At 34.7% G+C, this 11,677-nt stretch carries 13 protein-coding genes; 1 reads left to right on the forward strand and 12 read right to left on the reverse strand.

What is annotated here, in order from left to right:
• Positions 1-3: 3 nt before the first annotated feature.
• From H3T43_RS01335 to H3T43_RS01365, 7 genes are all read right to left on the reverse strand, one after another.
• Positions 4-1,704, reverse strand: a complete 1,701-nt coding sequence (locus H3T43_RS01335; protein WP_198211991.1) for a proline--tRNA ligase — start codon at positions 1,702-1,704, stop codon at positions 4-6.
• A 26-nt stretch (positions 1,705-1,730) separates the two neighbouring features.
• Complete coding sequence (gene rseP / locus H3T43_RS01340) at positions 1,731-2,987, reverse strand: RIP metalloprotease RseP (RefSeq protein WP_198211992.1); 1,257 nt, start codon at positions 2,985-2,987, stop codon at positions 1,731-1,733.
• 10 nt (positions 2,988-2,997) lie between these two features.
• Positions 2,998-3,795, reverse strand: a complete 798-nt coding sequence (locus H3T43_RS01345) for a phosphatidate cytidylyltransferase (protein ID WP_198211993.1) — start codon at positions 3,793-3,795, stop codon at positions 2,998-3,000.
• 8 nt (positions 3,796-3,803) lie between these two features.
• The gene (locus tag H3T43_RS01350; protein WP_187154614.1) at positions 3,804-4,538 is read right to left on the reverse strand and encodes an isoprenyl transferase; all 735 of its coding nucleotides are present in this window, start codon (positions 4,536-4,538) and stop codon (positions 3,804-3,806) included.
• Positions 4,539-4,541: 3 nt separating this feature from the next.
• Entirely contained in the window at positions 4,542-5,099 is a 558-nt protein-coding gene (gene frr, locus H3T43_RS01355; protein ID WP_034979514.1) for a ribosome recycling factor, read from the reverse strand.
• The gene (pyrH, locus tag H3T43_RS01360; RefSeq protein ID WP_034979511.1) at positions 5,092-5,823 is read right to left on the reverse strand and encodes a UMP kinase; all 732 of its coding nucleotides are present in this window, start codon (positions 5,821-5,823) and stop codon (positions 5,092-5,094) included. The genes frr and pyrH overlap by 8 nt, the downstream gene beginning before the upstream one ends.
• Positions 5,824-5,947: 124 nt before the next feature.
• Positions 5,948-6,859, reverse strand: a complete 912-nt coding sequence (locus H3T43_RS01365) for an ROK family protein (RefSeq protein WP_198211994.1) — start codon at positions 6,857-6,859, stop codon at positions 5,948-5,950.
• Positions 6,860-7,061: 202 nt separating this feature from the next.
• On the opposite strand from H3T43_RS01365, the gene H3T43_RS01370 reads away from it, so the two are divergent.
• Complete coding sequence (locus tag H3T43_RS01370; RefSeq protein ID WP_198211996.1) at positions 7,062-8,186, forward strand: acyltransferase family protein; 1,125 nt, start codon at positions 7,062-7,064, stop codon at positions 8,184-8,186.
• Positions 8,187-8,224: 38 nt separating this feature from the next.
• Here the strand turns inward: H3T43_RS01370 and H3T43_RS01375 are convergent, their stop codons facing one another.
• The 5 genes from H3T43_RS01375 to rpsB all read right to left on the reverse strand — a co-directional run bounded on the left by H3T43_RS01375 (position 8,225) and on the right by rpsB (position 11,548).
• Positions 8,225-8,407, reverse strand: a complete 183-nt coding sequence (locus H3T43_RS01375; RefSeq protein ID WP_109918483.1) for a hypothetical protein — start codon at positions 8,405-8,407, stop codon at positions 8,225-8,227.
• 232 nt (positions 8,408-8,639) lie between these two features.
• Positions 8,640-8,912, reverse strand: coding sequence for a DUF3883 domain-containing protein (locus tag H3T43_RS01380; protein WP_198211998.1), 273 nt, complete (start codon positions 8,910-8,912; stop codon positions 8,640-8,642).
• A gap of 505 nt (positions 8,913-9,417) precedes the next feature.
• A complete protein-coding gene (locus tag H3T43_RS01385) occupies positions 9,418-9,663 on the reverse strand; it encodes a hypothetical protein (RefSeq protein ID WP_198212000.1) in 246 nt (81 codons plus the stop codon).
• A 166-nt stretch (positions 9,664-9,829) separates the two neighbouring features.
• Positions 9,830-10,705: a translation elongation factor Ts gene (gene tsf, locus H3T43_RS01390; protein WP_034981620.1), complete on the reverse strand. Its 876-nt coding sequence runs from the start codon at positions 10,703-10,705 to the stop codon at positions 9,830-9,832.
• A 39-nt stretch (positions 10,706-10,744) separates the two neighbouring features.
• A complete protein-coding gene (gene rpsB, locus H3T43_RS01395; protein ID WP_034981617.1) occupies positions 10,745-11,548 on the reverse strand; it encodes a 30S ribosomal protein S2 in 804 nt (267 codons plus the stop codon).
• Positions 11,549-11,677 lie beyond the last annotated feature (129 nt).

The following is an 11,677-nucleotide window of genomic DNA, read 5'->3' on the forward strand; positions in this document are numbered from 1 at the left end:
AAATTATCCTAACTCTTTATTAATAAAATCGTCTAACTCGGACACTGTCATTTCAGTTGCTTTTTCATCAGTAGGCCGTTTAACTTCGACTACTCCTTCACTGGCTTTTTTACCAACTGTTACTCGCACTGGAGCTCCCAGCAAGTCAGCATCAGCAAATTTAACTCCTGCCCGTTCATTACGATCATCATACAATACATCATACTTAGCACTGTACTTTTCTTCAAGTTTTTGAGCCAAAGTCGTTTGACCTTCATCTTTCATTTTCATTTGCACAATGTGCAGGCTAAATGGTGCAATTTCTTTAGGCCAGGCAACGCCATTTTTAGTCAAATGCTGTTCAATCACAGCAGATAAAACTCTCGTGACACCAATACCATATGAACCCATTATAACAGGTTGAGCTTTACCATTTTTATCGAGGAAGTTTGCACCCATAGTTTTTGTATAATAAGTTCCCAGTTTAAAAATGTGTCCTACCTCAATAGTAGTTGTGAATTTTAATGGCAAGTGATCAACTGGATCTGGTTCACCTTCATTAGCAACACGAATGTCACCGAATATGTCTGGAGTAAAATCACGGTTTAAATTCACATTTTTAATTTGGTAACCAGATTTGTTTGCGCCTACAACAACATTATAAAGATTTTTAACAGTATTATCTGCTACTACTTTATCAGCCCAATCAGCTTTAATTGGACCAACGCTACCTTTGCCAACGCCGGTTATGTTTGCCAATTCTTCATCAGTAGCGATTCTTAGTGAATCAACATCAAGTAAATGCTTTAACTTTACTTCATTGACTTCTTTATCACCACGGATTAAGACTAGCATATTTTCTTTTTCATTAGCAACGTAAAGCACACTCTTAATAATTCTAGTTGCCGGAATATTTAAAAATTTAACTAAATCAGCGATACTCTCTTGACCGGGAGTAGCTACATCTTCAACTTGTTTTAACGGTTCCTCTTTCTGCTTGAACGTATCAATACTGCAAGCCATTTCTAGATTAGCTGAATATGTTCCTGTTTCATTTGTAGCAATAGTATCTTCACCAATGGCAGCTGGAGCCTGAAATTCAGTTGAATTTTTTCCTCCCATAGTTCCTGAATCGGCAATAACCGGAGTAACTTTTAAGCCACAACGATGATACGCAGCTGTAAAAGCCTTTTTCTCATCTTCAAATTGTTGATCAAGCTGTTCTTTAGTAGCGGCAAAGCTGTATGCATCAAGCATGATAAATTCACGTGATCTAAGCAAACCGAAACGAGGCCTGTTTTCATCTCTAAACTTTGATTGAATTTGGAAAAGAGCTATCGGCATTTGCTTATAACTTTTTAAATTTTTTGCGACAATATCAGTAAATGTTTCCTCATGAGTTGGTCCTAGCAGGCTTTGACGACCATGTCTGTCTTTAAGTTTAAACATTTCCGGACCATATTTTTGCCATCTGCCTGATTCTTCCCATAAAGTTGCTGGTAAAAGATCCGGCATTGCCATTTCTGGCACGTTGATTTTTGCCATTTCTTCACGCATTATCTGTTCAGCTTTACTTAGAACACGGTACCCTAAAGGCAAATACGCATAAACGCCCGCTGTAACTTGACGAACGTATCCGCCTCGCAGCATCAATTTATGACTTTCAGCAACAGCATCAGCTGGCGCTTCCTTCAAAGTTGGCATAAATAATTTAGATTGTCGCATTAATTCTCTCTCCCAAAATTAATATTTTATTTAATAAAGTAACGGTAGATATCATTACCAGTTACAGCAATAATTAAAACTAATAATAAACCGAAGCCAACCAGTTCTACCATGGCTTCATGATTTTCTGATATCGGTTTGCCCCGCACAATTTCAATAATGTTTAGCAAAAACTTGCCACCATCAAGACCCGGTACAGGAATTAGATTCACGATTCCCAAGTTAATTGAAATCATTGCCAAAAAAGCTAAGATATAGGTAAAACCCATTTGCGAAACCTGTGACGTCTGGGAATAGATACCCACAGGTCCAGAAAGCTTATTTAAACTAAAATGACGGAATAAGCCACCAACTGCGCTGAAAATCATTCCCGTAGTGGAAACAGCCGTATTCCAGCCACGCTTAAATTTAGCCCCGATTCTTTCATCGCTTTTTGCTCTAATTCCGATTTGGTAAACTTTTTGACCTTGCATTTTTACTGCTTTTGGTTGAACGTTTACTACTTTTTTTTGCTTATCTTTAATAACAGAGATATTAATTTTTTTATTTTTGTTCTGATATATTTTTTCCGAAATTTGTTCGAAAGACGATATTTTGTGACCATTAACAGCCAAAATTTTTGAACCCGGCTCAATTTTTGCAACAGCTGCAGGTGAATTAGGTGTCACTTCTGCTATTTCTGTAGTTGCAGGACCGGGAACAGTAAATGTCCAAATTAAAAAAACGACAAAACCTAGAATTATATTCATTAATGGCCCAGCAATATTGGTAGCTAGTTTCTGCCACACATTGGCTTCTTGAAACTGTGTATCACGTGGTGCAATAATTAACTCAGTTTTTGAATGATCAATAACCGTAGCATCATGATTGACTTTGTATGTGACTAATCGATCTTCTTCTCCATTTTCATATCCAGAAATAAAAAGTTTATCTACCAAATCAAATGCCGTAACTTGTAATGGTATTCCTTCAATCGGTATATCTGATTCAGAGGCATCAATTTTTACAACTTCTTTCTGTTGATTAAGCTGTAAAACCACTCTCATCCCTGCTGCTAAATCAGTTTCGTCATCTTTACTTGCTAAACGGACATATCCGCCTAGCGGAAGCCACCTAATCGTATAAGTAGTTGGATTGCGTCTAACTTGGAAAAGCTTTGGTCCCATACCTATAGAAAATTCACGTACTAAAATACCGCACTTTTTAGCAACAATAAAGTGCCCGAATTCATGGACAAAAACTAATATTCCAAATACTACTAAAAAGATAAGTATACCTTTCACAAAAATCCCCCTAGTGTATGATTCCCATCAAAGCAGCAAAAACAGGTAAAACAAAGAGCATGCTGTCAAAGCGATCAAGTATTCCACCATGACCTGGCAATATCTTGCCTGAATCCTTTACCCCATAGTATCTCTTATAAGCAGATTCAACCAAATCACCCATTTGCCCAACAATTGATAATATAAGAGCAAAAATAATCATTTCAACTTGTGAATGGTTCAGATTAACAAAGTAAACATAAATTGCGGCACAAATTACAGCACAAATTGTGCCACCAATTGAGCCTTCCCATGTTTTATTAGGACTAATTACAGGCCACAACTTATGTTTACCAATTTTACGCCCGATCATGTAGGCTCCTGTATCTGTCAGCCAAACTACAACAAAAACGTAGCAAAGCAGTGCAAGACCATTGTTTGCGTTTCTAATACTTGCCATGTAATGAAAGCCGGTTCCCACATATAATGAGCCTAATGTATAAACCGCTACATCATCAAAAGTAGTTTTATTTTTAGTTAAAACTGTCCAAGTTAGCATTAACATTATCAAAGCAAAATAAATGCCGTATTTTGTCCAATGAAATGGCATTGACTTGAGAAAACTATCAGGAACTGCCCAAATAATGGTGGCCAGTAATGCTAGTAGAAAGTTTACTGAAACCAATATTTGTTTTTTCATTAAAAAGAATTCACTGATACCAACGGCCGCAAACAAAACGGTGAGCCAATCCATCCAAAGTCCGCCAGCTATGACGATAGGAATAAATAAAATTAAAGCAATAACTGCTGTGATTACACGTTGTTTCATATATTTACCTAACTATCCGATTCATCGACCTTACCGAAACGTCGATGACGATTTTGAAAATCAATAACAAATTTTTCTAGATCTTCTCTAGTAAAATCAGGCCAGTTTTTCTCACTAAAAGCAAGTTCTGAATATGCTAATTGCCATAACATGAAATTAGAAATCCTTTGCTCACCAGAAGTTCTGATTAATAAATCTGGATCACTGTATTTACCAAAGCTTGCAGTCATCAATCTCTGCGAAATCATTTTTTCAGAAATTTCATCACTTGTAATACTTCCCGTTTCAACAAGAGTTGCAATTTCCTTTACTGCTGTAGTAATTTCTCTTCGTGAGCCATAATTAAAAGCAAAGTTCAAAATCAAACCACTGTTATTAGCAGTTTCAGCCATTGCTCTCTGCACTACATCATAGGTTTTAGAAGGCAATTCATTCAAGTAGCCCATAATGTTCACTTTGACATTTTCTTTCATTAAGGTTGGCATAAACTTATCAAAAAAGCGTACTGGCAAGTTCATCAGATATGCTACTTCTTCTTTAGGTCTACCCCAGTTTTCAGTAGAAAACGCATATAAGGATAAAACTTTGATGCCTAATTGGTTGGCTGCCAAAGTTATTCTTTCTACGTTGTTCATACCTTCGTAATGACCTGCAATTCGTGGTTTGCCTTGCTTTGTTGCCCAACGACCATTACCATCCATAATGATAGCTAAATGGTTTAACTGATTTTTTTTATCTGCCATTTATTAGCCCTGGGTAATCTCTTTACGTTTTTCTTCTGCAATTTGGTCAATCTGCTTTGTTGCATCGTCAGTAACTTTTTGCACTTTCTTTTCCAAATTGCGCTGTTCATCTTCGGTGATTTCATCATCTTTTTGCTGCTTTTTAAGACTATTCATAGCTTCACGACGAACATTTCTGATTGCAATTTTACTTTCTTCAGCCATTTTGTTGACCTCTTTAGCAATTTCTTGACGCCTTTCACCTGTTAATTGCGGAATAACAAGGCGGATGACTTTTCCATCATTTGCTGGCGTTAAACCCAAATTTGATGCTAAGAGTGCATGCTCAATATCATCCAGACTGTTCTGATCATAAGGTGTAATTAATAACACGCGTGGCTCAGGAATAGTAACACTAGACATTTGCGTTAATGGAGTAGGAGCACCATAATAGTCCACTTTTATTCCATCAAGTAAAGCTGCGTTAGCAACGCCAGCACGAATAGAGCTCAAGTTTTTTTCAAAAACAGTAATTGATTTTTTCATATTATCTTGAGCCTTTTTGATTGCGTCATTATTCATTATTTTTCCCTCCGATTACTGTTCCAATATTCTCACCCAATACCACTTTTTTAATATTACCTTCAGTATTAACGTTGAATACAATTAGAGGAATGTTGGTATCCATTGATAGTGAGCTGGCAGTTCTGTCCATGACTTTTAAGTTTTTAGAAATAATATCTAGTTGTGAAAGTTCACTGTATTTTTTGGCATGTGGATCAACATTTGGATCAGCAGAGTAAACTCCGTCAACTCCATTTTTAGCCATTAGGATCACATCAGCACCTATTTCTGCAGCTCTTAAGGCAGCAGTTGTGTCAGTTGAGAAATAGGGGTTACCAGTGCCACCACCCATAATAACTACACGTCCTTTTTCCATGTGGTGAATAGCTTTTCTCCTAATATATGGTTCAGCTATTTGTCTCATTTCAATTGATGTTTGCAACCTAGTCGGTACTCCCACGTGCTCCAATCCATCCTGAAGAGCCAAGCCGTTCATTATAGTAGCAAGCATACCCATATAATCAGCCTGCGAACGTTCCATACCAAGTTTTGCACCAGTTTCTCCGCGCCACATATTACCGCCACCGCAAACGATTCCAATGTCAACTCCTAAATCGTGAACAGATTTAATCTCCTTTGCCAAATGACTGATGACTGTAGGATTTATACCGGTTCCTTCATCACCAGCAAGAGCTTCACCAGAAATTTTCAAAACTATTCGCTTATACTTAACTTTAGTCATGACAACCTCCTCTATTAACTTTAGTTATTCTACCATATAAAAAGGGCAAATGTGGACTTAGAAATAAAAGAGAGAAATTTCTTAAAAAATCCCGAAGTTAATCAACTTCGAGATTTTGATAAAACTAATATTTATTTTCCTTATTAATTTGAAGCAATAAATTATAAAGCGATCCGTATAAATTTGAATCATTTCTAAAATGAGCAGAAACAATTGCAGGTTTAATCAAAGTATCACCAATGATTGGATTATAATTATTAACTAATTTATCGTATGCTTTATTTATACCGCTAATTAAAATTGGTTGTGCGCTTATACCGCCTCCAACGGCTATTTTATCTAAATCTACTACTGTTTGAATATTAAGAATTAAAGTTGCTACTTTTAAACAATAATCATTAAAAATCTCCACAGCTTCTCTTTTACCGGACTTTATTGCTTTAAAAGCATGCAATCCGTCATTTACATTCTTATGATTTAGTTTACGATTAATTGATTTAACAAAATTCACACCAGAACCATTACTTCCTACGGCACCTTCCATATCTTTAGGTTGCGATAAATCATTAATCATAAAACTTAATTCACCAGCTTGATAGTGTGTGCCCCGCAATAGATGACCATTAATTATTATGCCCCCACCAACACCGGTTCCAAGGGTTATTGCGGCGCAATTCGATTCACCTTTTAGACTACCCAACCAATTTTCTGCTAAAACGCTGGCCTTGCCATCATTTATTACCGCTACTGGAATCCTGCACTTTTTACCATAAATTTCTGCAAAATCAATTCCATCCAAAAAAGGTAATGAACCACCAAATCTGATTTTAGTGTTTTCAATTTTTCCAGGAGAGCAAAAAGCCAAGCCTTTTATATCTGAAATATAATGTATTACAATTTGATCTATTTTTGCCAAAAATTCAGATTTATTTTTAACAGTAGAAATTTTATCTTTTTCGATTATATTCCCAGCATAATCTAATTTTGCAAATTTAATTTCAGTTCCGCCAATATCAACAGTTAAATAATTTTTCATATATCCCTTGTAATTCCTTATCTAAAAAGCTCAATGCATTTTTGCAGCAGCAATAAAAATTATATTTTAAAAAAGTAAAAATTCCAACCCCCTAATTTTGAAAATGAGATTATCAAAAAATAATTGAATAAGCTTCTTTACTTCTATCATATTTTTTAAAATAATAAATGCAAGACTTAGTATTAAATAAGGATCTGAGTAAATGAAAAAATACCCCTATCCAGCTTATAAAAAAGCTGATATTGGTGATTATCTCAAAGTATTTGCTTGCACAGCAGTCATGACCCAACCAATAATGTCACTAATTATGGGTGAAGGACAATCTTATTATACCCAGGACATTTTTGGCATCATGTATAACTTAGTTAAATATACAGCACCAGCATTTATTTTTGGCATACTTTATTCCACTATCCGCACTTGTGATCTAACTGGCAGTTTTTCTTATCAAAAATACCTGCGCTCAAATTGTTCAAATCTTTTTATTCCAACTATATGGTGGACTTTAATTTACTTACTAGGAATGCCGTGGTTACAACAAGTAAATAAGTTTACCAACTTCTTGTCATTTTGTTGGCACTTTGTTAGCGGCAACGCTGCACCTCATTTATGGTACAACACCATGATGTTGCAATTTATCATTTTAATGCCTTTTTTCTGGACCCTTAGCCGCTTTATTGGTAAAGATGTCAAACGGGGCATCACGGTAGCAATCATAACTTTTATCTTCTATTTTGTTTGGCTTAGATTCTATGATTATTTTGTTTTTCATGGCCAGCAAGAAAGAAGTTGGTACCTTCTTGATCGTCTTTTTATATCATTTTTTATTTATGCGGTATATGGTGTACTCGCTTGGCAACTGCGAGATTATGTTAATGCGCTTTTGCAAAAATTTTGGTGGCTAGTATTGATTGCCTTTGGCGGATGCTTTTTTTGGACTAACTTTGAATTACAAAATTTTGGTCACCCGGTACTTTTTGCTAATGCACCATATTATAAACCGTCAATGACTTTTTATTGCTTAGCAGTCATTGCCTTAATTTCGTCTTTTTGCTTGTATCAAGTCAGAAAAAATTCAAAAATTAGTCTACAGGTTTTTCACTTTTTAGCCGCTTACGCCTACCGAGCTTACTTATCAAATGTCTTTTGGGACCAAATTATTTGGTATGGCTTAAATATCAAACATTATGCCATTCTCCATCCTTTTTGCAGCTTTTGGGCGACCTGGTTATTAACGTGGCTATTATCTTTTGTATCCGCATATTTTTTACATGTTTTCTGGGCTAATACTAAAAACTATTTACAAAACAAAATAAAAAGGCACTGATTAGTGCCATAAATATTTTTTAAAATGCTTTTATCTAATTAAGTAATTTCCATTACAAATGCTGCGCCTTGCGGAGTAGATAGAAAAATTGCCCCGGCAATTAAGATTAAACCAGTTAAAAAAAGCGTGACCTTAACTGATTGAGACGTGTTTTTGGCAAAACACAAATATATTAAAAATGCCCCGACTGCTAATGAAATTAGCATTACCCAAAATCCCATAAGTTTTTCACCGTCCTTAAAATAATTTTAATTACATGGTAAATGATAGTTTTAATAAGATAAAGAAAATTTGAAAAACTTAATTCTAATTAATCACTTTTACTCTAACTTAACACTAAAAAACTTGTCTTGAATCATTCTTTTCTTTTTACCTGACATTAACCAGGTAATTAAGGGCTGTTATATTAATGTCTTTTGCATTAAAAGGATCTTCAATGAGAAAAATTACTTGCTATTGTCCTATCGAAAAGAATATTTGGTAAATCCAATAATTTTTTAATACCTTTGATTTTTCAAGTTCATTGCGAGAGATATGAAAACTAAATCTATCGCTCCTATTTTCTTTTGTTGTTTTTACTTCTATATATCTTGGAATACCATCTAGCTCATAAGATAAAATATCATATCCCAATGAATCATCAACTTTAGATTCCCATTCTATATTTAGATCATTGAAATCTTTCAGCCTTTTAACCTCACTATTAAAAACACTTTTCTTCTCCAATCATACATAGCTTGACATTTTTTCTCTTTATATGAATATTCTTTATTTTCAGGGATTTGTAGAGTTTCAATGTCATAATCTGTTGTTTTAGCTTATTAGTATTATCAAGTATTTAATTTCTTAGCTTTGGAAAAAAGATAATAAAGATAATTACCATATTCAATATTAGACCAGCCTTTTAGCGCTTTATTCTTCCTTTTCAAATCAATTAACTTTTTTTGCAATTCATAAATTGACATATTTTTTAATTTTTTTGATAAAACTGTAATAAAAAGTATGTCAGTGGTTCTTTTGCAAAAATATTTAAGTATTTATTGAGATAATAAACAGATAATATTTTATGCTTTAATATATTTGAAAGTGGAATAGCATCAATTTTTTTACTCATTTTATCTTTTTTACCTAAGTCAATGATTTTGACAATTGCTGCTTTCAATTCAGTAAAAGACTATTTTCATCATTTCTTTGCCATGCTTTCGTAACAACGTAATCCTGTTTTTGTTGGTTATAATAAATACCAATTTTTTGAATTTGAACCTCTGATACTGCCCAATTGAGCTAAATTAAATTCAAGTTGATAGCAAAAGCTATTTTTATTTCCTTTACCAACAACAAAATCGTCTAAATTCATATCATTTTTAATATAACTTTGCGTATATTTATTAACGAAATCGTGTCTTAACCGATTAAGATTTCTGGAATCCCTATTAAATGAATCCAGCATGTAGTCAAACTCTGCCAGTTTCCTCATTATTGAAACCTCATTTCCTGTTAAAATTATTTTCTTTCTCAAATACAGAAAGCTTTATACTTTAAGGTTATCACTTTTTGTCAATGATTTCGCAAGATTTTAGAAAAAAAAAGCCCTCATCTATACAGATAAGAGCTTTTAATTGAATCAATAAAAATATGTATATCTATTTCATTTGTTCTTTTACTTCAGCAGCAAAGTCTTCTTGCTTCTTTTCGATACCTTCGCCAACTTCATAACGTTTGTAGCCAACAACTTCGCAGCCTTCTGATTTAGCATATTCAGCTACTGTCATATCGCCATCTTTAACATAAGGTTGGTCCACTAAACAAATTTCACTGAGATACTTGTTTACTCTGCCCTCAACAATCTTAGGAATGATTTTAGCAGGCTTGCCTTCATTTTCAGTTTCCTTAGTGAAAACTTCTTTCTGACGATCAAAATCAGCCTTTGGTACTGAATCCTTGTTCAAGTATTCTGGATTAATTGCGGCAACGTGCATTGCAATGTTCTTAGCTGCTTCCTCACTGTTGCCTTTTAAGGTAACAACTGCAACAATTGCACCACCATTGTGCTTGTAAGCACCAAAGACTTCATCATCATTCTTAGTAATTAGATCAAATCGTCTTAAAGTGATTTTCTCACCAATGACAGCAGTAAGATTGGTAATTTCCTCGCCAATTGTGGAATCACCCATTGGTGATTTTAATGCTTCTTCAACGTTAGCAGGTTTAGCCGCTAAAATAGCCTTGGTCACATCATCAACTAATTTGATAAATTTATCATTGGATGAAACAAAATCTGTTTCAGAGTTAATCTCTACTACAACAGCATTATTTCCTTCAAAAGCATATTCGGCCAAACCTTCAGCAGCAATACGGCCACTCTTCTTAGCAGCTTTAGCAACACCATTTTCTCTTAAAATGTCAATTGCCTTTTCAATATCACCATCAGCTTTAACCAAAGCCTTCTTGGAATCCATCATGCCGGCGCCAGTACGGTCACGTAATTCTTTTACTTGTTTAGCAGTAATGTTTGCCATTATTTTTCCTTCCAAATAAAAACTTATTAATAATTAAAACTAGTCTTCATCTGAGTCAGAAGTTTCTTCAGCTTCTACTGTTTTTTCTGCATCAGCTTCAGTATCTGCTTGTTTTTCTTCTGCACCCTTAGCCATCTCTGCTTCAGCATTGTCATCATCTTGACCTTGCTTACCTTCAATAACAGCATCAGCCATTGCGCCTGAAATCAAACGAATAGCACGAATAGCATCGTCGTTTGCAGGAATAACTACGTCAACTGGATCCGGATCAGTGTTAGTGTCGACCATAGCTACTACAGGAATTCCTAAAATATTAGCTTCATGAACAGCAATCTTTTCCTTTTTAGGATCGACTACGAATAAAACATCTGGAATTCTAGGCATATCTTCAATACCACCTAAGAATCTTTCCAATTTATCCTTTTCTTTAGTCAAAAGAGAAGCTTCCTTCTTTGGCAATACATCAAATGTGCCATCTTCTGACATTTTCTTTAAATCTTTTAATCTTTGTACTCGGCTCTGGATAGTCTTCCAGTTAGTCAATGTACCACCTAACCAACGTTGGTTAACGTAGTATTGACCAGCACGAGTAGCTTCTTCAGCAATTGAATCTTGAGCTTGTTTCTTAGTACCAACAAAAAGAATAACGCCACCATTTTGAGCAACAGCTCTCACGAATGAATAAGCATCATCTAACATTTTGATAGTTTTTTGCAAGTCAATGATATAAATACCATTTCTTTGCGTAAAGATATAAGGAGCCATCTTTGGATCCCATCTTCTAGTTTGGTGACCAAAGTGGACACCGGCTTCAAGCAATTGTTTCATAGAAACTACTGACATATTAACTTCCTCCTATGGTTTTAATCGTCTCAAGCGGTCATTTCAGTATTTCACCATTTGTATGGCACCGAAATACTGATTGCTCTTGATGTTTTTTATACATATGCATAAAGGCATACGCTAAAATAA

Source organism: Lactobacillus sp. M0396, assembly GCF_016101625.1.
In the GTDB taxonomy this organism is placed as follows: domain Bacteria; phylum Bacillota; class Bacilli; order Lactobacillales; family Lactobacillaceae; genus Lactobacillus; species Lactobacillus huangpiensis.

Excerpts from the sequence above, each read along its gene's own strand:
- H3T43_RS01335 (WP_198211991.1), bottom strand. The coding sequence starts at position 1,704 with ATGCGACAATCTAAATTATTTATGCCAACTTTGAAGGAAGCGCCAGCT.
- H3T43_RS01345 (WP_198211993.1), bottom strand. The coding sequence starts at position 3,795 with ATGAAACAACGTGTAATCACAGCAGTTATTGCTTTAATTTTATTTATT.
- H3T43_RS01350 (WP_187154614.1), bottom strand. The coding sequence starts at position 4,538 with ATGGCAGATAAAAAAAATCAGTTAAACCATTTAGCTATCATTATGGAT.
- frr (WP_034979514.1), bottom strand. The coding sequence starts at position 5,099 with ATGAATAATGACGCAATCAAAAAGGCTCAAGATAATATGAAAAAATCA.
- pyrH (WP_034979511.1), bottom strand. The coding sequence starts at position 5,823 with ATGACTAAAGTTAAGTATAAGCGAATAGTTTTGAAAATTTCTGGTGAA.
- H3T43_RS01365 (WP_198211994.1), bottom strand. The coding sequence starts at position 6,859 with ATGAAAAATTATTTAACTGTTGATATTGGCGGAACTGAAATTAAATTT.
- H3T43_RS01370 (WP_198211996.1), top strand. The coding sequence starts at position 7,062 with ATGAAAAAATACCCCTATCCAGCTTATAAAAAAGCTGATATTGGTGAT.
- H3T43_RS01375 (WP_109918483.1), bottom strand. The coding sequence starts at position 8,407 with ATGGGATTTTGGGTAATGCTAATTTCATTAGCAGTCGGGGCATTTTTA.
- H3T43_RS01385 (WP_198212000.1), bottom strand. The coding sequence starts at position 9,663 with ATGAGGAAACTGGCAGAGTTTGACTACATGCTGGATTCATTTAATAGG.
- tsf (WP_034981620.1), bottom strand. The coding sequence starts at position 10,705 with ATGGCAAACATTACTGCTAAACAAGTAAAAGAATTACGTGACCGTACT.
- rpsB (WP_034981617.1), bottom strand. The coding sequence starts at position 11,548 with ATGTCAGTAGTTTCTATGAAACAATTGCTTGAAGCCGGTGTCCACTTT.